21 protein-coding genes are annotated in these 23,627 nt (G+C 69.2%); 10 read left to right on the top strand and 11 right to left on the bottom strand.

Features of this window, described 5'->3' with window-relative positions; translation table 11 throughout:
* Positions 1-61: 61 nt before the first annotated feature.
* Both IBL26_RS07135 and IBL26_RS07130 read left to right on the top strand, forming a co-directional pair.
* A complete protein-coding gene (locus IBL26_RS07135) occupies positions 62-1,039 on the top strand; it encodes an NAD-dependent epimerase/dehydratase family protein (RefSeq protein ID WP_367615389.1) in 978 nt (325 codons plus the stop codon).
* A gap of 32 nt (positions 1,040-1,071) precedes the next feature.
* Entirely contained in the window at positions 1,072-2,229 is a 1,158-nt protein-coding gene (locus IBL26_RS07130; protein ID WP_241749103.1) for a DegT/DnrJ/EryC1/StrS family aminotransferase, read from the top strand.
* Between the two features lie 250 nt (positions 2,230-2,479).
* On the opposite strand, the gene IBL26_RS07125 is transcribed toward IBL26_RS07130, so the two are convergent.
* Both IBL26_RS07125 and IBL26_RS07120 read right to left on the bottom strand, forming a co-directional pair.
* Positions 2,480-3,436 (bottom strand): alpha/beta fold hydrolase, encoded by a 957-nt coding sequence (locus IBL26_RS07125; RefSeq protein WP_187783776.1) that lies wholly within the window; start codon positions 3,434-3,436, stop codon positions 2,480-2,482.
* 247 nt (positions 3,437-3,683) lie between these two features.
* Positions 3,684-4,247, bottom strand: a complete 564-nt coding sequence (locus IBL26_RS07120) for a nucleotidyltransferase family protein (RefSeq protein ID WP_187783775.1) — start codon at positions 4,245-4,247, stop codon at positions 3,684-3,686.
* Between the two features lie 171 nt (positions 4,248-4,418).
* Here IBL26_RS07120 and IBL26_RS07115 point away from each other — a divergent pair, with 171 nt between their 5' ends.
* Together IBL26_RS07115 and IBL26_RS07110 are read left to right on the top strand one after the other, a co-directional pair.
* On the top strand, positions 4,419-6,062 hold the full coding sequence (locus IBL26_RS07115; protein ID WP_187783774.1) for an NAD(P)/FAD-dependent oxidoreductase: 1,644 nt from the start codon (positions 4,419-4,421) through the stop codon (positions 6,060-6,062).
* Positions 6,063-6,232: 170 nt separating this feature from the next.
* Positions 6,233-7,834 carry a hypothetical protein gene (locus tag IBL26_RS07110; RefSeq protein ID WP_367615388.1) on the top strand — a complete coding sequence of 534 codons (1,602 nt, stop codon included), beginning with the start codon at positions 6,233-6,235 and terminating at the stop codon, positions 7,832-7,834.
* Positions 7,835-8,098: 264 nt separating this feature from the next.
* Here the strand turns inward: IBL26_RS07110 and IBL26_RS07105 are convergent, their stop codons facing one another.
* Positions 8,099-9,271 carry a M20 family metallopeptidase gene (locus IBL26_RS07105; protein ID WP_187783773.1) on the bottom strand — a complete coding sequence of 391 codons (1,173 nt, stop codon included), beginning with the start codon at positions 9,269-9,271 and terminating at the stop codon, positions 8,099-8,101.
* 179 nt (positions 9,272-9,450) lie between these two features.
* Here IBL26_RS07105 and IBL26_RS07100 point away from each other — a divergent pair, with 179 nt between their 5' ends.
* Positions 9,451-12,036 (top strand): CHASE3 domain-containing protein, encoded by a 2,586-nt coding sequence (locus tag IBL26_RS07100; protein ID WP_206684165.1) that lies wholly within the window; start codon positions 9,451-9,453, stop codon positions 12,034-12,036.
* 214 nt (positions 12,037-12,250) lie between these two features.
* Positions 12,251-12,826, top strand: coding sequence for a tetratricopeptide repeat protein (locus IBL26_RS07095; RefSeq protein ID WP_187783772.1), 576 nt, complete (start codon positions 12,251-12,253; stop codon positions 12,824-12,826).
* Positions 12,827-13,132: 306 nt separating this feature from the next.
* Here IBL26_RS07095 and IBL26_RS07090 read toward each other — a convergent pair whose 3' ends face one another.
* The 3 genes from IBL26_RS07090 to IBL26_RS07080 form a co-directional block, all read right to left on the bottom strand.
* The gene (locus tag IBL26_RS07090) at positions 13,133-13,762 is read right to left on the bottom strand and encodes a flavin reductase family protein (RefSeq protein ID WP_187783771.1); all 630 of its coding nucleotides are present in this window, start codon (positions 13,760-13,762) and stop codon (positions 13,133-13,135) included.
* A gap of 72 nt (positions 13,763-13,834) precedes the next feature.
* On the bottom strand, positions 13,835-15,268 hold the full coding sequence (pyk, locus tag IBL26_RS07085) for a pyruvate kinase (RefSeq protein ID WP_187783770.1): 1,434 nt from the start codon (positions 15,266-15,268) through the stop codon (positions 13,835-13,837).
* A 206-nt stretch (positions 15,269-15,474) separates the two neighbouring features.
* Complete coding sequence (locus IBL26_RS07080) at positions 15,475-16,761, bottom strand: glycerate kinase type-2 family protein (RefSeq protein ID WP_187783769.1); 1,287 nt, start codon at positions 16,759-16,761, stop codon at positions 15,475-15,477.
* A gap of 146 nt (positions 16,762-16,907) precedes the next feature.
* On the opposite strand from IBL26_RS07080, the gene IBL26_RS07075 reads away from it, so the two are divergent.
* Positions 16,908-17,120, top strand: a complete 213-nt coding sequence (locus IBL26_RS07075) for a con-10 family general stress protein (RefSeq protein ID WP_187783768.1) — start codon at positions 16,908-16,910, stop codon at positions 17,118-17,120.
* A 126-nt stretch (positions 17,121-17,246) separates the two neighbouring features.
* On the opposite strand, the gene IBL26_RS07070 is transcribed toward IBL26_RS07075, so the two are convergent.
* Complete coding sequence (locus tag IBL26_RS07070) at positions 17,247-18,143, bottom strand: branched-chain amino acid aminotransferase (protein ID WP_187783767.1); 897 nt, start codon at positions 18,141-18,143, stop codon at positions 17,247-17,249.
* 114 nt (positions 18,144-18,257) lie between these two features.
* Between IBL26_RS07070 and IBL26_RS07065 the strand changes: the two genes are divergently transcribed.
* From IBL26_RS07065 to IBL26_RS07055, 3 genes are read left to right on the top strand one after another with little or no spacing between them, the layout of a single operon-like run.
* Positions 18,258-18,809, top strand: coding sequence for a MarR family winged helix-turn-helix transcriptional regulator (locus tag IBL26_RS07065; protein WP_187783766.1), 552 nt, complete (start codon positions 18,258-18,260; stop codon positions 18,807-18,809).
* Complete coding sequence (locus tag IBL26_RS07060) at positions 18,809-19,516, top strand: response regulator (protein ID WP_187783765.1); 708 nt, start codon at positions 18,809-18,811, stop codon at positions 19,514-19,516. Before IBL26_RS07065 ends, IBL26_RS07060 begins: the two co-directional genes overlap by 1 nt.
* Positions 19,517-19,524: 8 nt before the next feature.
* Complete coding sequence (locus tag IBL26_RS07055; protein WP_187783764.1) at positions 19,525-20,874, top strand: sensor histidine kinase; 1,350 nt, start codon at positions 19,525-19,527, stop codon at positions 20,872-20,874.
* Between the two features lie 42 nt (positions 20,875-20,916).
* Here IBL26_RS07055 and IBL26_RS07050 read toward each other — a convergent pair whose 3' ends face one another.
* The 4 genes from IBL26_RS07050 to IBL26_RS07035 all read right to left on the bottom strand — a co-directional run bounded on the left by IBL26_RS07050 (position 20,917) and on the right by IBL26_RS07035 (position 23,568).
* Positions 20,917-21,327 carry a phasin family protein gene (locus IBL26_RS07050; protein ID WP_187783763.1) on the bottom strand — a complete coding sequence of 137 codons (411 nt, stop codon included), beginning with the start codon at positions 21,325-21,327 and terminating at the stop codon, positions 20,917-20,919.
* A 259-nt stretch (positions 21,328-21,586) separates the two neighbouring features.
* Positions 21,587-22,192, bottom strand: coding sequence for a TetR family transcriptional regulator (locus IBL26_RS07045; RefSeq protein ID WP_187783762.1), 606 nt, complete (start codon positions 22,190-22,192; stop codon positions 21,587-21,589).
* 60 nt (positions 22,193-22,252) lie between these two features.
* Positions 22,253-23,068: a pyrroline-5-carboxylate reductase gene (proC, locus tag IBL26_RS07040; RefSeq protein ID WP_187783761.1), complete on the bottom strand. Its 816-nt coding sequence runs from the start codon at positions 23,066-23,068 to the stop codon at positions 22,253-22,255.
* On the bottom strand, positions 23,065-23,568 hold the full coding sequence (locus IBL26_RS07035; RefSeq protein WP_187783760.1) for a type III secretion system chaperone family protein: 504 nt from the start codon (positions 23,566-23,568) through the stop codon (positions 23,065-23,067). The genes proC and IBL26_RS07035 overlap by 4 nt, the downstream gene beginning before the upstream one ends.
* Positions 23,569-23,627: the final 59 nt, after the last annotated feature.

Below are 23,627 nucleotides of genomic sequence, written 5' to 3'. Positions count from 1 at the left end.
CTGCCCATATGCGTATCCTCGCCATCCGAGGCACTACCGGCTTCCTGATCGGAAGCGTGGCGTGAAGCCGGGGTTCTGGCGGGGCAAGCATGTCCTCGTCACCGGTGGCGCCGGCTTCCTCGGTAGCGGGCTGTGCCACGCGCTAGGCGCTCTGGGCGCCCAGGTCACGGCGCTGGACGCGATGCTGGATGGCACCGGCGCGCATCCGGCCAATCTGGAAGGCAGCGGCGCCACCCTGCTGCGGGCCGACCTGCGCGATTCCGATCTGGCGTCCGCCGTCACCGGCCTGGACGCGGTGTTCAACCTGGCGGCGCAGACCAGCCACGCCGGCAGCATGGCGGACCCCTTCACCGACCTCGCCATCAATGCCGAGGCACAGCTGCGGCTGATCGCCGCCCTGCGGCAGGGCTCGCCCGCCGCCACGGTGGTGCATGCCTCCACCCGGCAGTTCTACGGCACGCCACGCTACCTGCCGGTGGACGAGGCACACCCGCTGGCCCCGCCCGATGCCAACGGCATCTCCAAGCTGGCCGGCGAGCAATACTGGCTGCTGGAGCACAAGGTGCATGGCCGCCCGGTTGTCTCTCTGCGCCTGACCAATTGCTACGGGCCGCGCCTGCGGGTGCGGGATGCGCGGCAGACTTTCCTGGGCATCTGGTTCCGCCGCCTGCTGGAAGGCCAGCCCTTCGAGGTATGGGGCGGCGAGCAGCTGCGCGATCTGGCGTATCTGGATGACGTCGTGGCTGCCTTCCTGCTGGCGGCGGAGACGCCCGCCTGCGCCGGCCGCGCCTTCAACCTGGGCGGCTCCGCCCCGGTGTCGCTGCTGCAACTGGCCGAGGCCGCCGTCGCCGCCAATGGCGCCGGCCGCTTCGTCATCAAGGAATTCCCTGCCGAGCGCGCGGCGATCGACATCGGCAGCTACCATGCCGATGACAGCGCCTTCCGTGCCGCGACCGGCTGGGCACCGGAAACGACGCTGGACCAGGGGCTGCGCCGCAGCCTGGACTGGTTCCGGCCGCGGCTTTCCGCCTATGTGTGATCTGGCTGCGTACCCCTGAGGAGAAGGGCAAGATGGACCTGCCCGACATTGTTTCGCCCCCCCGTCCCGCGATGATCCCGCTGGCCGACCCGGGTGCCGCCTATCGTGCGCAGCGTGACCTGCTGGATGATGCCATGGGCCGTGCCCTGGATTCCGGCTGGTACATCCTGGGTGGCGAGGGTGCGGCCTTCGAACAGGAATTCGCCGCCTGGCTGGGCCTGCCGCGTGCCATCGGCTGCGCCAACGGGACAGACGCGCTGATGCTAATCCTGCGCGGCATGGGCATCGGGCCGGGCATGGCGGTCGCCACCGTCTCCCACACCGCGGTCGCCACCGTCGCCGCCATCGAGATGGTGGGCGCGACGCCACTGCTGCTGGATATCGACCCCGACACCTACACCATGGACCCGGACGAGCTGATCGCCGTGCTGGAGGACCCGCCGCCGGGCCTGCCGCCGATCCGCGCCGTCATCGCCGTGCATCTCTACGGCCAGGCCTGCGATCTGGAGCCGATGCTGGCGGCCTGCGAGACCGCCGGCATCCCGCTGATCGAGGATTGCGCCCAGTGCCATGGCGCCACCCTCGGCGGCTACAAGCTGGGCACGCTGGGCCATGCGGCGGCGTTCAGCCTGTACCCCACCAAGAATCTTGGCGCGCTGGGCGATGCCGGTATCCTGGCGACGCGGGACGAGGCGCTGGCGGACCGCATTGCCGCCATCCGCCAATATGGCTGGAAGTCCCGCTACATTTCCGACCTCGTCGGCGTCAACAGCCGGCTGGACGAATTGCAGGCCGCCGTGCTGCGCGTGCGCCTGCCGCTGCTGGCCGGCGGCAATGCCCGCCGCAACGAAGTGGCCGATGCCTATGACGCGGCGCTGGCCGATACCACCCTCTCGCCACCGACGCGGCGGCAGGACGCCACCCACGTCTTCCACCAATACGTCATCCGTAGCCCGGACCGGGACGCGCTGATGGCCAGGTTGAAGGAGCACGGGGTGGGCACCGGCATCCACTACCCGGTACCGGTGCACCTGCAGCCCGCCTATCTCGACCGTGTCGCCCTCGGCCCCGCCGGCTGCGCGGAGACCGAGGCTGCGGCACGGGAGATCCTCAGCCTGCCGGTCTATCCCGAGCTGACGGATGAGCAGGTGGCCCGGGTCTGCCAGGCCCTGCGAGAGGTCGCTGGCTGAAGGCCAGTTTGACGCGGCCATTGGCCATCTAGACCCGCCGGAAGCGGTGGCTGCGCACCAGGATCAAAGCCTGGGGCGCGGCCATCGCCCTGACGGAGGCGTCTTCCGGCAGGCCGGTTGAGCGAGCTCCCGCAGATCAATTGTGGAGGCGGTTTGGCCCGATGACCTCGCAGCCGTCCAACGTTCCCGCCGGGCCGGCACAAGGCGTACCAACCGCCCGCTCAGTGGCCAGAATGCCCAAGCGGCTCCCTCAGCGATGCCGGCCCAGGAACTCCAGCACCGTCCGATTGAAAATCTGCGGCTGTTCCCAGTAAGCGGAATGGCCGGCCTCCGGCACGATCACCATCTCGCTGCCCGGCACCGCGGCGGCGAACATGCGCACCACCGACGGTGGCGCCCAGAGATCGGCATCGCCGCCGATCAGCAGCGCCGGGACCTTCATCTGCCGCAGCCCGGCCCAGGTGATCTCGTTCTCATAGCCCAGCGGCACCCGCCGGCCGGGGGCGCGGGAGCCGTGTTCCAGCGCCACCCACTGTGCCACGCCGGCCGGGTTGGCGGCGCGGTAGGACGGCCCGACTTCGCGGAATTCGGACGGCATCTCCGCGAAGCCCTTCGGCCGCAGCCCATTGCTCATCGTCAGGTAGTCGGCATCGCGGATACCCATATGGGTGCAGGCGAACACCGCGCTGTGCAGCCGCCCCGGATGCGACAAGGCGAAATCCACCGCCACGATCGCCCCCGCCGCCGAGCCGACCGCGTGGAAGCGCTCCACGCCCAGGTGGTCCGCCAGCTTCAGCAGATCTCCGGCCCCGGTGCCATCCTCCGCACTGGTGGAGGGCGAACCCAGATGGCTGCGGCGGGAATAGCCGATGACCCGGTACCCCGCCTCGGCGAAGACCGGCTGCTGGTAGCCCCAGGTGGCGTGGCTGCCGGTGGAAGGGTGCAACAGGATAATGGTCGGTGCCTGTGCATTCCCCGCCGGGGCTCCGGTGTCCCAATAGGCCAGTGCCGCGTCGCCCAGTTGCGCCACCCCGGCCGTGGCAGGGCGCTGCTCCGGCAACGGCCGCAGCATCGCCTCGGTCAGGTCCCGCTGCGTTGCTCCAGGCGCGGCCAAGCCCTGCGCCCCGGCACGCCCCGCCGCCAGCAGGCCCAGCCCCAGCATGGTGCTGCCGATGACGCCCCGGCGGCTCTGTCGAATGTCTCTCATCTGTTGTCTTCTCCCCTTGGCCGGTCCTGGATGCCGGCCTTCAAAGAGGCAATAGACTATGAAATTAGCTTTTTGAGAACGCTCTTTCCCAAGGACTGAACCGTCAGTCGCCGGAGGACCTCGGTGCACCCTGTATCGAGAACCAGACAAACCTCCCAAGACCACACCGCTAAAAACTCGAAGAAAAAAGAAGCGGATCGGGCAATTCCTTCCCCGGCCTTGCCCCGCCCTCAGCCCCGCGCAAACTTCAGACCGGTTCGATCGACAACCACGGCCAGCGCGCCTTGTAGCTCTCCGCCTTCGCCAGGAACTGGCGTGGCTGCGGGTGGCGTGGGTTCAGGCGGAGCCGGCCGGCCTGCAGGTCCGGCAGGCTGTCCGGGGCGTACAGGGTGCCGGTCCCGGCCTCGATGCCGACGCAGGTGCAGGCGATCAGATAGCGGTCGATGCCATCGCGTGAGGAGGCGAGGCGCGGGTAGTCCTCGCCGAAATGCGCCTTGTACCAAAGATGCACCCGCGCCTGGTTGCGCACCTCCACCGTGACGCCGAGGTCCGCGAACAGGGAATCCGCCCGGCGGATGACGCGGTCCTCCGCATCCCAGGACAGGTCGGAATCATCGAAATAGAAAACGTCGTAGTCCTTCACGCCCCAGCCCGGTGGCTGGCCGGCCGCCGCGTTCCACACGGCCTGGAACAGGCATCCGGCCACGAGATGTGCCTGGGGCGCGCCCAGCGACGGCAGGCGGGCGAGGATGGCGGCATTGACCGGGTTGGCCAGGGCCAGCGCCAGGAAATCCTTGTCGGTGAAGGGCATCGGCGGTGCGTCTGTCCTGGTTGTCGCCGGGATATCAGGCCGTGCCCCGGGGCGGCAATGCGGTGCGCACGATGTTGATATGAAGCCTCGGGCCATGAAGCGCGCGCGCGGCTATGGTAGGATGGCGTCCTCCCCTGGCGGATCGACCCCGCCCACCCGGAAGACCATGCCATGCTGCGCCTGACCGAAGTGAAGCTGCCCCTCGACCATACGCCGGAGGCCCTGCGCGCCGCCGTGCTCGCCCGGCTGGGCCTGCCGGGGGAGGAGTTGCTGGACATCCATGTGTTCCGCCGCGGCTACGATGCCCGCAAGCGCAATGCCATCCAGCTGATCTACACGCTGGACGTGACGTTGCGGGACGAGGCCGCCACGCTGCGCCGCTTCCCGCAGGACCAGCACGTCAACCGCACGCCGGACATGGCCTACCGCTTCGTCGCCCGCGCGCCGGAAGGGTTCGCCAACCGCCCCGTGGTCATCGGCGTCGGGCCGTGCGGGCTGATGGCGGCGCTGGTGCTGGCCCAGATGGGCCTACGCCCGATCATCCTGGAACGCGGCAAGGCGGTGCGGGAACGCACCAAGGACACCTGGGGCCTGTGGCGCCGGAGCGAGTTGAACCCGGAATCCAACGTGCAGTTCGGGGAAGGGGGCGCCGGCACCTTCTCGGACGGCAAGCTCTACAGCCAGATCAAGGACCCGCAGCACCACAGCCGCAAGCTGCTGGAGGAGTTCGTGAAGGCCGGCGCGCCGGAGGAGATCCTCTATCTCTCCAAGCCGCATATCGGCACCTTCCGCCTGGTGACGATGGTGGAGAGCATGCGCCGTACCATCGAGGAGCTGGGCGGCGAGTACCGCTTCAACACCAAGGTGGTGGACCTGGACATCCAGGCCACCGCCGATGGCGGCCGCCAGATCCGCGGCGTGATGCTGGAGGATGGCGGCTACCTCGCCGCCGACCACGTCGTCCTGGCCGTCGGCCACAGCGCGCGGGATACCTTCGCGATGCTGCTGGAGCGGGGCGTGTTCATGGAGGCTAAGCCCTTTTCCGTCGGCTTCCGCATCGAGCACCCGCAGGGGATGATCGACCGCTGCCGCTTCGGTGAGGCCGCCGGCAACCCGTTGCTGGGCGCCGCCGACTACAAGCTGGCGCATCACTGCAAGGGCAAGGGGCTGGAAGGCCGCACCGTCTACAGCTTCTGCATGTGCCCGGGCGGCACCGTGGTGGCCGCCACCAGCGAGCCCGGCCGCGTCGTCACCAACGGCATGAGCCAGTATTCGCGTGCCGAGCGCAACGCCAACGCCGCCATCGTGGTCAGTGTCACGCCGGCCGACTATCCCGACGGCGTGCTGGCCGGCCTCGGCTTCCAGCGGGAGCTGGAGGAGCGGGCATACCAGGCCGGCGGCGGCGCCTATTTCGCCCCGGCACAGACGGTGGGGGATTTCCTGGCCAACCGCCCCTCCACCACGCTGGGGGAGGTGGTGCCGTCCTACAAGCCGGGCGTCACCCCCACCGACCTGGCACCGACCTTGCCGGACTACGCCATCGCCGCGATCCGCGAGGCGCTGCCGGCGTTCGAGCGGCAGGTGCGCGGCTACGCCCGGCCGGACGCGGTGATGACTGGGGTGGAAACCCGTACCTCCTCCCCCCTGCGAATCCGCCGCGGAGAGAGTGGCCACAGCGTCAACACCCGCGGGCTGTTCCCGGCGGGGGAAGGCGCTGGCTATGCCGGCGGCATCCTCTCGGCCGGCGTGGACGGGATCAAGACGGCGGAGGCGGTAGCGCTAAGCCTGCTGGGAGACATCGCCCAGGCGGCTTGAGCGTGGCCGCGTGGCCACACGGTTTACATCAAGCGCAAACGTGACGTTGAGGCGTCGCGCCCTCTCGCATTTTCCACGAAGTCGTCGCAATCTAAACAAATTGTGAGGGCACTGTTCCTTACGGTGTCGTGATGCGGCCACTGGTGGCCACGCGGAGGGGATCGAGCGGCGTGAGCCACAGTTTTCCAGGTCTTCCGGACGGTCTCGCACCGCGCCAGACCAGCCTGCGTGCCAGCACGCGGACCACACTCATCTGCGGCGGCGTGGTCCTGGCCGCGCTGGCGGTGGTGTTGTTCACCCTGCTGCGCGCGCCCATGAAGGATGATGTCGCCTGGTTGCTCTGGGTGGCCAGGCAGTGGCTGAAGGGCCAGCGCCTCTATATCGACGTGGTGGAGGTCAACCCGCCGCTGATCGTCTGGATCAGCGCCATTCCGGTGCTGATCGGCGATGCCATCGGCGTCTCGGCCAAGACGGTGGCGGTGTATCTGTTCGCCGCCTCGGCGCTGTGGTCCTCCTGGCTTTCAGCCAGGCTGCTGCAGGGCGTGGCGCCGGCGTTCCAGCGCGTGCCTGTCACCTTCGCCGTCATCGCCTGCGTGGTGCTGCTGATGCCGGGCGTCGAGTTCGGCCAGCGTGAACACCTGATGATCATGGCGGTGCTGCCGCATCTCTGCGTGCTGATCCGGGCGCTGGAGGGGCATTCCAACAGCTTCGGCATGGTGGCCGGCAGCAGCATCGCCGCCGGCCTCGGCGTGTCGTTGAAGCCACGCTACTTGCTCTGCCTCGCGACGGTGGAACTGGTGGGCTGGCTGCAGCGCGGCTTCAAGCTGCGGCTCTCGCCTTTCATCGCCTTCGGCGTGGCGGGGCTCTACGTCCTGGCCATCCTGGCCTTCTTCCCCAGCTTCATCGACCGCGCGGTACCGCTGGCCGTCACTTTGTATGGCGGCACCGATACCAGCCTGCCGGAACTGGTGCTGGAATCCTGGCGGCTGCTGGCGGGCGTGGGTGTCGCTGCCCTGCTGATCCTGGCGCTGCCCAAGGACTCGCCGGGCCGCACCGTCATGGCGGTGCTCAGTGGCTTCGCCATTGCCGCCACGCTGGCGATGTTCCTGGACGGCAAGAACTGGTTCTACCATCGCATCCCCGCCACCATCGCCGTGGTGCTGGCTTTGCTCTACTGGTGCGCCGAGGCCGCGATGACCCGCCGCAAGGCCGGCACCCGGCCGGATCTGCGCTACGTCGCGCTGATGGTGCTGGCCCTGGTGCCGCTGGCCATGCAGGCCGACAAGCTGGGCGAGCGGCTGCATGAGCGCCTGGCCCTGGCGGTGGAGCCGGATAATTCGACCGAGGTGAAGCTGGAGCGGCTGATTCGCCGCGAACGCGTCCGCACCTATGTCGCCTTCTCTGAGTGGATCGGCCTTGGCTTCCCGGTGGTGGACGATACCGGCGTCACCTGGGCCAGCCGCTTCGATTCGATGTGGGCCCTGCGCGGCGAGCTGTGGCGCGCCCGCATGGACGGCAAGCCGCCGGCGGAGTGGCCGATGCGCCTGTGGGTGGCGCAGGACTTCATCCGCGGCTGCCCTGACCTGGTGGTGGTGGACCGCCGCCGTGGCACCGAGGACATCAATTACCCCAGCGTACTGGCCCAGGCCGATGCCGAGTTCGCCGAGGTCTGGGCCCGCTACCGGCAGATCGCGTTGCTGGACGGATTGCAGGTGTTCAAGCGGGATGGCGAAGGCTGCGCGACTGCGCCGCCGGTCGAGAACAACGAGTGATCATGGGGCGGCATCGCCCAGTCCGATCTTCAAGCTGCGTGAGGGGCGGGGCTTCCTGGAGGAGGCTTCGCCTCTTCCCGTTTCATGGCAGCTCGCTTCGGCCTGACGGCAATCGTTGGCGCGGGCTTCAGGCCCTTCGCTCTCGGTCCGGCTGAACCTTCCCGCCACCATCCCGAGGAATCGCGGTGCAGCGGTCGTATCGGTTTTCGGGGGAGGCCGAGGGGGCAGCGCCCCCTCGTTCCCAACGCCGAAGCCGCAGGGGGTTCAGATCCCCGCCGCATCCAGGCGCAGGATGGCCCGTGCCACCGCCTGGGCCCGGGGGACGAAGCTGTCCACCTCCATGTATTCTTCCGGGCTATGCGCCTTGCCGCCCACCGGCCCGACGGCGCAGAGCGTCGGCGCGCCCATCAGCGCCGTGAAGCCGCTATCGGCACAGCCGCCGGTGAATTCGCCCGCCGTCTCGAACTCCGCCACGTCCTTGTAGAGGGCGAAGACGGCATCGGTGCCGGGGTTCTTCTTCAGCGGCACGAACTCGCCACGGATGGTCAGGCTGGCGCTGGTGCCGGGCACGAAGCTCTTCTCGGCAATGGCGTGGATGGCACCCATCAACTCATCCCGGTCCACCGGGTCCACGTAGCGCAGGTCGATCTGCGCCTGGGCCCAGGGGGCGACGGTGTTGACGCTCTGCCCGCCGCTGACCAGCCCGACATTGACCGTGATGCCGCGCTTCAGGTCGGTCAGCGCATGCAGGGCCTGCACCTTGCGCGCCAGTTCCTCGATCGCGCTGATGCCGGCCTCGAAATTGCCGCCGGAATGCGCCGCCTTCCCGGTGATGTCGATCACCGAGAACACGCCGCCCTTGCGCCCGGTGACGACGGCACCCGTCGGCCGCCCCGGCTCGCTGTTAAAGACGACGCGGGCGGCGCGGGCCTCGGCCTCGATCACCGGCCGGCCCTCGGGGGAGCCGATTTCCTCGTCGCCGGTGAACAGGCCGACCACCGGGCCGGGCGCGCCGCCGAATTTCTGGATGGCGGCCAGGACGAACATGTTCATCACTAGCCCGGCCTTCATGTCGCACACGCCGGGGCCGTAGGCGCGGCCGTCCTCGATCTTGAAAGGCCGCCGCTCCGGCTCGCCCTTGGGGAAGACGGTGTCGCGGTGCCCCATCAGCACGATATTGCGCCGTTCATTGCCACCGCTGGCGCTGCCGCCGGCATCGACCACGGCGCGCAGGCAGTCGCCGTGCTTCTGCTGCGGCAGCGTCTCCACCGTCACGCCATGCTGGGCCAGGAAGGCGCCGACCTGGGCGCCGACCGCGTCCACGCCCGCCTTGTCGTAGCTGCCGCCATCGGTGTTCACCATGGCCTCCAGCTCCGCCAGCATGGCGTCCCGCTGGCTGCCGAGCCATGCGACGATCTGGTCTTCCGGGTTGCTCATGCTGCGTCTCCTGCTTCGTATGCCAGGCAAGGTGGCGAAATCCGCCCCGGCTGGAAAGACCCCGGGCGAACAGGCGGCAGAACGGAAGCCAAGCGGAAAGACCGGGTGGGGCGATGGACGCCGCGAAAGCCCCGCCCTATCGTGCGCCCTGTTTTTCCGGGACATGGAAAGGGACCAGGATGCGGCTGCGTCGCCGCCTGCCGGTGTTGATGGCTGCCCTGCTGGTACTGATGCTCTCGATGGGCGCGTTGCTGGCGTCGTATCTCTCCAGCCAGATGCGAGAGAATCGGGCGATGGTGTCGCAGGGCCTCCGCGTCGGGCAACTTGCCCGCGCGGTGCTGTCCGACGTCCAGGATGCCGAGACCGGGCAGCGCGGCTACCTGATCACGGGCCGCGACGTCTACCTGGCGCCCTATACCGCCGCCGTCCTGTCCCTGCCGGGCAACATGGCCCGCCTGCGCTCCCTGGCGCAGACCGAGCCCAGCCTCGGCTCCCGCCTCGCGCTGCTGGAGACGATGGTCGGCAGCAAGATGGCGGAGATGGCGCGCACTATCGCCGCCGCCCGCGCGGAAGGCCTGGATGCCGCCCGCACCGCCGTTCAATCCGACCTCGGCCGCGCCACCATGGATGCCATCCGCCGCGCGGTGAGCGAGGTGCTGGCGGAGCAGGACAGCCGCGTATCCCAACGGGTGGCCGAGGCCGAGGCCACCGAGAAATTCGTGTTCGTCGCCGCCATCATCGGCACCGCACTGGCCGTGATGGTGCTGCTGGGCGGTGGCCTGCTGCTGTTCCAGCGCAACCGGCAGCTGCGGTTGGCGGAAGCCGGGCTGGCGCAGCAGACCCGCCTGTTGCAGGCGACGCTGGACAACGTGCAGGACGGTATCGGCGCCTTCGATGCCGCTGGCCAGCTGGTCGCTTTCAACAGCCGCTTCTTCACCCTGCTGGGCCTGCCATTGGAACTGGCCCGCGCCGGCACGCCGCTGGCCGAGTTGGAGAAGGCCGAGCGAGACCACCCCCGCTCCGTCCTGTCCGGCGACCATCGGGGTGAGAGCGGGCCGGTGCAGCTGTCGCTGGATGGCCGGGACCTGGAAGTGTTCCGCAATGCCATGCCGAAGGGCGGCTTCGTCATCACCTGCCTGGACGTGACCCGGCGGGCGCAGGCCGAGGCGACGGTGCGGCAGGCGCAGAAGATGGAGGCCGTCGGCCACCTGACCGGTGGCATGGCGCACGACTTCAACAACCTGTTGCAGGTCATCACCGGCAACCTGGAGCTGCTGGCCCGCGCCGCACCGCTGCAGGGCCGTGCCGCGGTGCATCTGGCCAGCGCCCTGGGCGGTGCCGAGCGTGGCGCCCGGCTGACGGCGCAGCTACTGGCCTTCGCCCGGCGGCAGCCGCTCGACCCGCGCGTGATCAATCTGGGCCGCCAGGTACGGGACATGACCGACCTGCTGCGCCGGACCCTGGGTGAGCAGATCGAGGTCGAGGCCTCCGTCGCCGGCGGCCTGTGGAACACCCTGGCCGACCCTGGCCAGGTGGAGAACGCGCTGCTGAACCTGGCCATTAATGGCCGCGATGCCATGCCGGATGGCGGCAAGCTGACCATCGAGCTGGCCAACGCCTTCCTGGACGACAGCTACGCCGATTCCCACCTGGAAGTGGCGCCCGGCCAGTACGTGATGCTGGCGGTCAGCGACACCGGCAGCGGCATGTCCCCCGAGGTGGCGGCGCGGGTGTTCGAGCCATTCTACACCACCAAGGCGGAGGGCGAGGGCACCGGCCTCGGCCTCTCCCAGGTCTATGGCTTCGTCAAGCAGTCCGGCGGCCACATCAAGCTGTACTCGGAGCTGGGGCAGGGCACGACGGTCAAGCTGTACCTGCCCCGTTCCCGCCGCCCGGCCGACGTGGCCGAGGCACCGCTGGCTGGCCCCGTCGAAGGCGGCACCGAGACCATCCTGGTGGTGGAGGACGACGTGGCGGTGCGGGAGGCGGTGGTCGAGATCCTCTCCGACCTCGGCTACAGCGTGCTGAAGGCCGGCGATGCGGAGGCGGCGCTCTCCGTCCTTTCCAGCGGCGCCCGGGTGGATCTGCTGTTCACCGACGTGGTGATGCCCGGCCCGGTGAAGACGAGGGACCTTGCCCGGCGGGCGCAGGCGCTGCTGCCCAGCCTGAAGGTGCTCTACACCTCCGGCTACACCGCCAACGCCATCATCCATGACGGCCGGCTGGATGCGGATGTGCTGCTGCTCAGCAAGCCCTACCGGCGCGAGGAACTGGCCCGCCGTGTCCGCCGCGTGCTTGGCTCGCCGGCGGATATGCCTTCCATGCCGCCCGGCCTCTCCGCCCTGGCGCCGGTGCCCGCCGCCGCCCGCCTGCCGGCCGCCCATGGCTGGCCGACCGGCAGCCTGGTGCTGGTGGTCGAGGACGACATGATGATCCGCATGAGCCTGGAGCAGATGCTCGAGGAACTGCGCTTCAAGGCCGAAGGGGTGGAAACGGCCGAGCAGGCGCTGGCGCGGCTGGCCCAGGGCATCGTGCCCTCGATCCTGATCACCGACATCACCCTGCCAGGCATGAGCGGCCTGGCGCTGGGGGTGGAGGTGCGGCACCGCCTGCCGTCCCTGCCACTGATGATTTCCACCGGCTATGCCGCCGCGGGCGTGACCTTGCCGGCGGAACTGCAAGGGCGCGTCGGCTTCCTCAGCAAGCCGTTCAGCATGGCGCAGCTGGAGGCCGCCCTGGCCGAACTGCGGCAGGACATCGTCTGAGAGCTGCCTGCGAGCCCTGGTGCACCGCCTGCGAATGCTTGTTCCGCGCCGAATCGGTCGGTGGCGTGGCCCTGTGTCCCGGCACTGGGCTGGCATCAGCGTCGCAGTGGTAGGAGCGGTGGCAGCCTCATCTCCAGCGGCTGCGATGTCCGGGAAGGGCCCAAGCGGCAAATTCCGCTTGCTTCCGCTGGGTGCGGCGCCACACCCTTGGGCCATGCGCGCCGGAATCCTGCTCCTTGCCGCCCTGGCCTGCACGCCACCCGTGTTGGCGTCCGCCCAGGGCAACCCGCCCGCCAATGCCGCGACGCGGCGGGCGGAGCTGGACCGCCTGCTGGACTCCCTGGCCAAGGCCCCTGACCCAACGGCCGCGCAGGCGCTGGAAGGCCGCATCCGCGCACTCTGGATGCAGGCGGCCTCGCCCGCCGTGGTGCTGCTGATGCAACGCGGCAGCCGCAATCTGGAAGCCGATGCCGATGCCGACGCGGTCGAGGATTTCGACGCCGCGCTGGTGCTGCAGCCCGACTTCACCGATGCCTGGCTTCTGCGTGCCGCCGCCCTCTCCGCCACCGGCGACAACGCCGCCGCCGTCCGGGACGTCCGCCAGGCACTGGTGCTGGAGCCGAGGCGGTTCGATGCGTTGGACCTGCTTTCCCGCATCCAGGAACAGAGCGGCGACCTGCCGGGCGCCCTGCGCAGCCTGCAGGCCGCGCTGGCGATCCACCCGAAAATGGTCGGCGCGGAAAGCCGCATCCGCCTGTTGCGCCAGAAGGTCGAGGGACAGGCGACCTGAAAGGGCGCCTTTGGGGTTGAAGGCCAGGAAAAGGCCGGGGCAGGAATTCCCCGGACCCCTTCTTTGCATTTTTCGAGTTTGCTGGTGTGGCCGCTAAGAGGTTGCCCCCGAGATGGAGCGCGGCCGGGGTGCGGTCCTGGACCCTCGTCGGCTGACGGTTCAGCCGGCGCAGCCAACATTTAGAACCATCACAGGCGCATGCTCCCAGCCCCGAAGCGCCACACCAGACTCGCAGAAATAAAGGAGGAGCCTGGAGAATTCCTTCCCCGGCCTTCCCTTACCAACCCCCGATAAGCCCCGTAGCGTTCAGCGCGGGCGGATCAGGTCGAACCGGTTGTCCGGGTCGATCGCCGCGTAGGCGGAAGGTCCGCCGCCGCGTAGGACGACGCCGGAGTTGAAGGTGTCGTAGATGCCGTCCTTCAGCAGGCTACGGTTGATATGCACCGCGACCACTTCGCCGATGACCAGCCAGCCCTGGGCGGGGCGGCCGTCATGGCCCTTCAGGTCGACGATATGCGTCACCTTGCACTCGAAGCTGGCCGGGCTTTCCGCCACGCGCGGCGCCTGGATGAGGCGGGAGGGGGCCTTGGTCAGCCCCGCCAGCTCGAACTCATCGGTGCCGTAGGGGACGGGCGCGCAGGTGGCGTTCATGGCCTCGGAGAGGCCACGCGTCACCAGGCTCCAGCCGAACTCGCCGGTTTCCCGCGCGTTGCGCAGGCTGTCCTTCTGCATTCCGGTGGTCGAGAAGCCGACGATGGGCGGCGTGTAGCAGAAGGCGTTGAAGAAGCTGTAGGGCGCCAGGTTGACCGAGCCATCGGCACCGCGCGTGGAGATCCAGCCGATCGGCCGTGGGCCGACGATGGCGTTGAACGGGTCGTGCGGCAGCCCGTGGCCCTTGGTGGGTTCGTAGAAATGCGTATCGCCCTGGTCCGTCATGCCGCCCTGTATCTCTGGTCTCGCGGTTGGAAAAACCGGGGCGCGGGCGGCCGACGCCCGCGCCCCGGCAGGTTACTTCACCGTCGCCACGCGTAGCGCGTTGGTCGTGCCCGGCGTGCCGAATGGCACGCCGGCGGTGACGACGATCTCGTCCCCACTCTCCGCGAAGCCTTCGGAGGCCGCGGCGCGCACCGCCTTGTTGACCATGTCGGTCATGCTGTTCGGCTCCTGCGACAGCAGCGGGTGCACCCCCCACACCACGGCCATGCGGCGCGCGGTGGATTCGCTGGCCGTCAGGCCCAGGATGGGGCTGGACGGCCGTTCCCGCGCCACGCGCAGAGTGGTGGAGCCGGTGGAGCTGAAGGTGGCGATGGTCTTGGCGTCGATCGTCTCCGCCACCTGGCGCGCGGCGGTGGAGATGGCGCCGGCGGAGGTCTTCTGCGGCTCCGGCCGCGCCGCATTGGTCAGCTGGCGCCAGCCCGAATCCTGCTCCACGCGGGAGAGGATGCGGTCCATCATGTTCACCGCCTCGAACGGGAACTGGCCGGCGGCGCTCTCGGCGGAGAGCATCACCGCGTCGGCGCCGTCGAACACCGCCGTCGCTACGTCCGACGCCTCGGCCCGGGTGGGGGAGGGCGAGGAGATCATGCTTTCCAGCATCTGGGTCGCGACGACCACCGGCTTGCCCAGCTCCCGCGCCATGCGGACGATGCGCTTCTGGATCAGCGGCACTTCCTCGGGCGGCATTTCCACGCCGAGGTCGCCACGCGCCACCATCACGGCATCGGTCAGCGCCATGATGCCTTCCAGGTTCTCGACCGCCTGCGGCTTCTCCAGCTTCACCATCACCCAGGCACGGCCATCGGCGATGGCCTGGGTCTCGGCCACGTCTTCCGGCCGCTGGACGAAGGAGAGGCCGATATACTCGATGCCCAGCGGCAACACGAAGTCGAGGTCCGCGCGGTCCTTCACGGTCAGGGCCGGGATATTCAGCGGCACGTCCGGCACGTTGACGCCCTTGCGGTCGGACAGCGCGCCGCCCACCAGGATCTCGGTCTCCAGGTGGTCGTCCCGCTTGTGCACCACGCGCAGGCGCAGCTTGCCGTCATCTAGCAGCAGGGTGGTGCCGATGCGCGCGGCCTCGATGATCTCGGGGTGCGGCAACTGCACGCGGCGCACGTCACCGGGCGTGGCGCTCATGTCCAGGCGGAAGGACTGGCCGGTCTGCAACTGCACCCGCCCGGCCTGGAAGCGGCCCACGCGCAGCTTGGGGCCCTGCACGTCGGCCAGGATGCCGATGGGGCGGCCCACCTTCTTCTCCAGCGCGCGGATGATGCCGATGCGCTGCGCGTGGTCCTCGTGGCTGCCATGGCTGAAGTTCAGCCGGAACACGTCGGCGCCCGTGCGGTACAGGCGCTCGATCACCTCCGGCGTGGAGCTGGCCGGACCCAGGGTGGCGACGATCTTCGTGCGGCGGCGACGGCGGAGGGGGATGCGCGGCGGCAAGTCATTATCCTTTTCGGCGGCCCCGGCGGTTTTTGCCGGGTTGAGGCGCGATCGTCGAAGGTTGTTTCAACCGGGGACGTGGCTTACGCGGTCAAAGTCAGGTCTGGAGCCTGTCAGGTTCGCAGAGGCTCACCCGCCAGACTCCCGCTTCTTGTTCTTGCGAGCATCTCCACTGGGCAGGCGATTCCGCCTGACTTGGATATACCCTAGGCAATCAGCACCAGACGCAGGTCGTTGACGTTCGTCAGCGTCGGCCCTGTGACGATGGTGTCGCCTAAGCTAGCGAACAACCCGTAACTGTCGTGTGAAGACAAGCTCAGCCGAGGGTCTAGACCCGCCGCACGGGCCCGCGCCAGGGTGTCCGGCGTGACAATGGCGCCAGCATTGTCCTCCGATCCATCGATGCCATCGGTATCACCCATCAGCGCCCAGACGCCCGGCGCGCCGGCGGCAGCCACGGCGAAGCCCAGCAGGCACTCGGAATTGCGCCCGCCGCGCCCGCCCTTGGGGGTGCCGGGGCGGATCGTCACCGTGGTCTCGCCGCCCGAGAGCAACAAGCAGGGCGCCGGCAGCGGGTGACCATGGCTGCGCACGCTGCGGGCGATGCCGGCCAGCACGGTGCCGAGCACGGCGGCCTCGCCTTCCAGCGCGTCGCCCAGCAGCAGGGCTGGCAGGCCCATGGCCTTCGCCTCGGCCGCCACAGCCTCCAGCGCCATCTGCGGCGTGGCGATCATGCGGAATTCGGCCCGGGCCAAACGCGGGTCGCCCGGCTTGGGGGTCTCCTCCACCGCGTCCGCCAGATGCGCGGCGACGGCCGCCGGGACCTCGGCTTCGTAGCGCGCCAGGATGGCCTGGGCTTCTGCGAAGGTGGTGGGGTCCGGCACGGTGGGGCCGGAAGCGATGACGCTGGGCTCGTCCCCCGGCACGTCGGAGATAGCGAGCGTCACCACCCGCGCGGGGTGCGCCGCCGCTGCCAGCCGGCCGCCCTTGATGGCGGAGAGGTGGCGGCGGACGCAGTTCATTTCCTGGATGGTGGCGCCGCTGGCCAGCAGGGCGCGGTTGACCGCCTGCTTGTCCGTCAGGGTCAGCCCGCCATCCGGCAGCGCCAGCAGGGCGGAGCCGCCGCCGGAGATCAGCGCCAGCACCAGGTCATCCGCCGTCAGCCCCTGCATCAGGGCCAGGATGCGCCGCGCCGCCGCCTCGCCAGCCGCGTCCGGCACGGGGTGCGAAGCCTCGACCGTCTCGATGCGCCGGGTCGGCACCGCATGGCCGTAGCGGGTGACGACGAGGCCGGAGAGATCCGCATCCGGCCAGGCCTCCTCCACCGCCGCCGCCATCACCGAGGCCGACTTGCCGGCGCCGATGACGATGACGCGCCCCTTCGGCCGTTCCGGCAGGTGCGCCGCCAGGATGGCGCGGGGGTCCGCTGCGCGGATGGCGATGTCGAACAGCCGCCGCAGGGTCGCTCGCGCGGTCGTGTCATCCCAGGTCATGCCAGCCGTTTCTCCTGCTTTGGCGCCGGTTCGCCGCCATTGTGGCCTGTGGGGCGGGATGGGGGAAGGTGGGCTGCCGGAACCTGGGTCAGTGCCGGAGGTTCACCCTGGAACGTGCCTGAAGCAACAACAGGAGGAACAGAGAGATGACCCAGAACAAGCAGCAGGGCAGCGGCAAGCAGGGCTTCGCGCAGGACCGCGAGCTGGCGTCCGAAGCGGGCAAGAAAGGCGGCCAGCATAGCCATGGCGGCCAGGGTGGCGCCCAGCACAGCCAGGATTCCGGCAAGGGCAACCCGGGCAACTTCGCGCAGGACCGCCAGAAGGCGTCCGAGGCCGGGAAGAAGGGCGGCCAGCGCTAGCCATCTGGCCTAACCCGCCGCGCTCCGCGTGGTGGGCGCGTGACTGATGAAAAGGGACCCTCCTCAGGGTCCCTTTTTGCGTCTCGGCCCCGGCGGCCAGCGTGATGCAGCCGTCGTGGGTTGGCCTCAGGCGATCCGGCTGACTTCCTCGGGCGTCTTGCGCACCAGGGCTTCGTAGTCGTCCAGCAGGGTCTGGGTGATGTGGCCGGGCGTGTAGGTCTGCGCGCCGATGCAGCGGACCGGTGTCACTTCGGCGGCGGTGCCGGCCAGGAACACTTCGGTCGCGTCCTTCAGCTCCTCCAGCCGGATGGTCCGCTCCACCACTTTCATCTGGCGGTTGATGGCCAGCTTCATCACCGTGCGGCGGGTGATACCATCCAGGAAGCAGGTGGGGGTCGGCGTATGCACTTCGCCATCGAAGACGAAGAAAGCGTTGGCCCCGGTGGCCTCGGCCACGTCGCCCTTGTAATCCAGCATCAGCGCGTCGTCGTAGCCCTCGGCCTCCGCCGCGTGCTTGGACAGGGTGCCGATCATGTACAGGCCGGAGGCCTTGCTGGCCGTCGGCGCGGTATCCGGCGCCGGCCGCCGCCATTGCGCCATGCCCAGCCGCACGCCCTTCATGCGGTTGTTGCCGAACAGATTGGGCCAGGCCCAGGCGGCGATGGCCAGATGGATCTTCGTCTGCTGGGCGGAGACCGCCAGCATCTCCGTCCCCCGCCAGGCGATGGGGCGCAGATAGGCGTCGGTCAGGTTGTTGCGGGCCAGCACATCGATGCATGCGGCATCGATCTCTTCCGCGGTCCATGGGATGTTGAAGCCCAGGATCTGGCCGGAGGCGATCAGGCGGCCGGTATGCTCATGCAGCTTGAAGATGTTTCCGCCATAGGCCCGTTCGCCCTCGAACACTCCGCTGCCATAATGCAGCCCATGGGTCAGGACATGAAGCTTCGCGTCGCGCCACGGAACCATCTCACCATCGAGCCAGATCCAGCCGTCGCGGTCGTCGAAAGGAACCAGGGCCATGTGCGTTATCCTTCGGGGCTTTCTTGCGCAACATAATTGCGTTTAGAAGCCAGACCGTAAAATTTATCGTTTAATGTGTCAACAAGACTGACCCAAAAACCGAGCATGCCATCCATGTCCGATACGCCTGACAGCAAGCCCATGGGGGCCGGCCGCCAACTCCTCTTCCTGAGGGAGGAGGAATTGCGGCTGGCCCAGGACCTGCTCTTCTTCGGCTATCGGGACTTCACGGCCGGCCCCGATGCCCTGCTCGCCGAGATCAACATGGGCCGCGCGCATCACCGCGTGCTGCATTTCGTCGGCCGCCGCCCCGGCATCACGGTGGGGGAGCTGCTGTCCATCCTCGGCATCACCAAGCAGTCCCTCGGCCGCGTGCTGACGCCGTTGATCGAGGATGGCTACGTGGTGCAGGCGCATGGCCGCAACGACCGTCGCCAGCGGCTGCTCTCCCTGACGCCCAAGGGCCAGGAGCTGGAGCGGAAATTGTTCGAGCGGCAGCGCGAATGGGTAATGCGGGCCTACCGCGAGGCCGGGCCGGTGGCGGTGGAGGGCTTCCGCCGCGTCATGCGCGGACTGATGGGGGCCGAGGCCCGTGCGCAACTGGACCGTGCCGAACCGGCCCAGGGCACCGGCCTGCCGATCGGCCCTTCGAGGAGTGTCGCCTGATGGAAACCGCGATGCCGCCGGCCCACCTGCTGGTGGTGGATGACGATGCCCGGCTGCGCAACCTGCTGCAGCGCTTCCTCTCCGAGCAGGGCTTCCGCGTCAGCGCTGCGGCGGATGCGACGGCGGCGCGGCAGGCCCTGGCCAGCATGTCCTTCGACCTGCTGGTGCTGGACGTGATGATGCCGGGCGAATCGGGCCTGGACCTGACCGAGAGCCTGCGGCGCGACGGCCATGAGGTGCCGATCCTGATGCTGACCGCCGCCGGCGCCCCAGATGACCGTATCGCGGGGTTCGAGCGCGGTGCCGACGACTACCTGGCCAAGCCTTTCGACCCGCGTGAGCTGGCGCTGCGCATCCGCACCATCCTCAAGCGCGCCGCGCCGGCCGCACCCTCCGGCCTGCCGATGGCGCCAGTGCAGCTCGGCCCCCATTGGTTCGACCCGGAACGGGGCGAGCTGCGCGGCCAGGACGGCACCCAGCGCCTGACCGGGGGGGAGGCCGCGCTGCTCTCCGCCCTGGCCCGCCGCGCCGGGGACGTGCTGACGCGGGAAGAGATCGCCGCCGCCCTTGGCACGCCGGAGGCGGGGGAGCGCGCGATCGACGTGCAGGTCACGCGCCTGCGCCGCAAGATCGAGCCCGACCCGCGCGAGCCGCGCTTCCTGCAGACCATCCGCCACCGCGGCTACGTGCTGCGGCCCGGCGCCTGAGCCGGCCGATGAAGCGCATCGCCCGCCTGATCCGTGGCCTGCTGCCGCGCGGGCTGCTTGGCCGCACCCTGCTGATCATCCTGCTGCCGCTGCTGATTCTGCAGGGCGTCGCCTTGCAGCTGTTCTATGGCGGGCATCTGGACGTCATCTCCCGCCGGCTGGCGGGCGGCGTCGCCGGCGATGTCGGCATGGTCACCGAACTGATGATGCGCTTCCCCAGTGAGGAGGACCGTGGCTGGATCTTCCACGAGGCCGCCTGGCGCTTCGACCTCTCCCTGGCGTTCGAGCGTGGGGCCACCATGTCCGCCGGCGGCTTCCGCCAGGGCTGGCTGCCCATCCTGCCGCTGGAGGGTGACCTGGTGCAGGCTCTGGGCGAGCGCATGCGACTACCCTTCGACACCGACTGGCAGACCGATCCGCGCAGCGTCATCATCCGCGTGCAGTTGCCGGATGGCGTGCTGCATGTGGAGGCGCCCCGGAAGCGGCTGTTCTTCGGCACGCTGTACCTGTTCGTTATCTGGATGGTCGGCACCTCGCTGCTGCTGTTCCTGGTGGCGGCGCTGTTCATGAAGAACCAGGTGCGCTCCATCCGCCGTCTGGCCAGCGCGGCGGAGGCCTTCGGCATCGGCCGGCAGCACGGCGCCATCAAGCCGGAAGGCGCGGCCGAGGTGCGGCAGGCAGCGGCGGCCTTCAACCAGATGCAGGGCCGCATCCGCCGCTTCATCAACCAGCGGACGGAGATGCTGGCCGGCATCAGCCACGACCTGCGGACGCCGCTGACGCGCCTGCGCCTGGGCATCGCCATGCTGCCGGCGGGGACGGAGGACGACGCCTCTGCCATGATCGAGGACGTGGCCGAGATGGAGCGGCTGATCGCCACCTATCTGGCTTTCGCGCGCGGGGAGGGTACCGAGCAGTCCCAGCCCGCCGACCTGGCCGACCTGGTGCGGGACCTCGCCGCCCGCGCACCGAAGGACGGCGCGACGCTGGAGGTGGAGGCACCGGATTCCCTGGTGCTGCCGCTGCGGGTGGATGCGCTGCGGCGCTGCCTGGGCAACCTGCTGGACAATGCCCGCCGCCACGCTGCCCGTATCGTCGTGGCGCTGGAGGAAGTGCCACGGGCGGACGGTGCCCGCGCCGGCACGCAATGGGTGCAGATCACCGTCGACGACGATGGCCCGGGCATTCCGGAGGATGTACGGGAGGATGCCTTCAAGCCCTTCGCCAGCTTCTCGGATGGCGGAACGGGGCTGGGGCTGGCCATCGCGCGGGATATCGCGCGCGCGCATGGCGGGGATATCACCCTGGCGAGCAGCCCGTTGGGCGGGTTGCGCGCCCGGGTCCGGCTACCGGCCTGAGCAGGCGGCCAGCCCGCGCGTGGGCTGGCCTGCCGGGCGGCGCTACGCCTTGGGCGGGGTGCTGGCCTTGGCCATCAGCGTCTTCACCTCGTCCATCGCTTCGGCAAAGCGGCGGTTGAGCAGGGAGACAGCCTCCCCGTTCGATTTCTGGATGAGGTCCGAGATCTCCTGCATGTTCGCCACGGCGCGGCCATAGGTGGCCTTCACCAGCTCTGCCTGGCTGGTCGCCTTATCCTGCGGCGAGCCGGTGGTGGAGGAGGCGGCGCGCACCGCTTCCGTCAGCTCGGCCATTGATTGCTGCAGGATTTCCATGTGCCGCTTGGCCACCGCCTGCGCGCCTTCCAGCGCCACGCGGTTGGCGGCGGAGAGCGCTTCGAAATTCCGGCGCTGTGCAGCGGCGAGGCTCTCCACGTCCGGCATGGCCGGCAGGCGGAAGTCGGAGAGGAGGCGCATGATGTCGTTCCCCGGCGAGCGGCCGCCCGAGCCTGAGCCGCCCGCGCCTGGACTGGATGTATCGGACAACGGCGTTTCCCTTATCTGGCTTATCAGGCCAGCCTAGACCTCTTCGCCGGGGGAGCGGAAGACATTCTCATGATGCGGCGCCTGGAGCGTGCTCTGGTCCCGCAGCTTCGCCGCGCACCCTCCATGCTTTTGTTTCATCGCAGGATTCACGTCTCCCGGCGATTCCACCCCAGGCCACCACGCCCTGGCCTCACGGCGTGGCGGGAGCGGTGTCCTCGTCCGTCGTCAGGCGCAGGGTGCGGCCCACCTGTTCCGCCCGGTCCAGCGCCTTGTCCAGCCCGGCCATGGTCTGGCCGAGATCGGCGCCCTCGTCCTGCTCCCACGCCCGCAGCGTGGCGATCCAGACGGCGCAGAGCCCCTTCACCCGCAGCGCGCCGGTGATGCCGCTGGTGTCGATCCGCGCCGCCTCCAGCATCCAGGACATCGAGGCCGCCATTTGCGGCGCCAGCATCAGCGCCAGCAGCGGGTCGGTCCGCATCTCCTTGCCCATGCGGATCAGCCCGTCCCGGTGCGGCTGCAGCACGTCGATGCGCTGCATCAGCACATCGAACAACCGATCCCGCGCCGTGCCGGTGCTGGTGGCCGGGGTGCCGCTCAGTACGGCCTGGTCGACGGAGCGGGCGAACAGGCAGGGCAGGGCGCCCTTGTGCGGCACCTTCTCCCGCAGCTCGGCCAGGCTCATGCCGGCTTCGGCCGCCACGGCGTTCAGGGTCAGGCGGTGCCAGCCCTGCTCGGCCACCAGCTTCCAGAAGGCGTCGAACAGGGCGGTATCGGGGGAGGTCGTGCTGTCGCTCATGCAGCGCAGTTTGGTGCTTCCGGGCGGTTTGACCAGAGGCAACCGCGCCGGAAGCGCCGATCAGCCCGCCAATTCGCGCGACCGTGCGGTCGCGGCCGCGATGGCTTCTTCCATCAGCTTCGGCCAGGCATCGGGGGCCATCAGCACGTTGAGGGCGCGCTCGGTGGTGCCCTTGGGGCTTGTGACGTTGATGCGGAGCTGGGCGGCATCCAGCTCGCTGGCCGCCAGCAGGGCGCCGGAGCCGGCGACGGTGCGCCGCGCCATCCGCCGCGCCAGGTCCTTCGGCAGGCCCTGGCTGATCGCCGCCTGTTCCAGCACCTCGGCCAGCAGGAAGACATAGGCGGGGCCGCCGCCGGAGACGGCGGTGACCGGGTCGATCAACCCTTCATCCTCCACCCAGGCGACCTCGCCCACGGCGGAGAGCAGCGCATCGGCCAGGGCCTTCTGCACGGTAGTGACGCCTTCACCGGCGAAGCAGCAGGTAAAGCCCTGGCGGACGGCGGCGGGGGTATTGGGCATGGCCCGCACCACCCGCGCATCCCCACCCAACATCCCGGTCATGCCGGCGACGGTCTTGCCCGCCATGACGGAGATGAACAGCGCGCCGGCCTGCGCGAAGCGCGCGCAGCCGGGCAGGGCGGCTTCGGCCTGTTGCGGCTTGGTGGCCAGGATGATGGCGGCGGGGCTGAACCCCGCCGGCACCTTCTCCACGCTATCAACGGTGGTGACGCGGCCGGCGAAGGCGGCGGTGGCCCCCGCATAGGGCTCCACCACCACCACCTGCTCCACGCCCTGTTCCAGCCAGCCTTCCAGCATGGCGCCGCCCATCTTGCCGCAACCGATCAGCAGCAGGGACGGCAAAGCGGCGTGGCTCATGCCTCGCCCACGCAATCCAGCATGGCGGCCTGCAGCGCTTCCTCGGGCGACTTGCCGCCCCACAGGACGAACTGGAAGGCGGGGTAGAAGCGCTCGCACTCGGTGATGGCGATGTCCATCATGTCCTCCAGGCTTTCGGCGCTGGCACCGCGGGCGCCGCGCAGCAGCACGGCGTGACGGAACACCGGCCCGCCATCCTCGCTATCGATGCCGAAATGGCCGATCCACAGCTTCTCGTTGGCCAGGGCCAGCAGCTCGTAAAGCTTCTGGCGGTGGGTGGCCGGTACTTTCAGGTCGAAGGCGCAGGTGAAGTGCATGGCGCTGATATCCTGCGACCAGCAGAAGAACATGCCGTAATTGCACCACTTGCCGGGTGCCTCGGCCGCCATCTCGCCATCCGAGCGGCGATCGAAATTCCACTCATTCGCTGTGACGATCTGTTCCAGGACGTCAAGCGGGTTGACGGAACGGTCTCGGTCTACGGTCTGCAGTCCGGACATCGTGGCACCTCCTTCCTGGTTGGAGCGGTGCGGGACACCTCTGATTGGGGAAGCGGAGA

Origin of the sequence: Teichococcus aerophilus, assembly GCF_014490485.1 — a bacterium.
Taxonomy (GTDB): domain Bacteria; phylum Pseudomonadota; class Alphaproteobacteria; order Acetobacterales; family Acetobacteraceae; genus Pseudoroseomonas; species Pseudoroseomonas aerophila.
The sequence above is the reverse complement of the archived record's forward strand: the minus strand, read 5'-3'. Positions and strand labels throughout refer to the sequence as shown.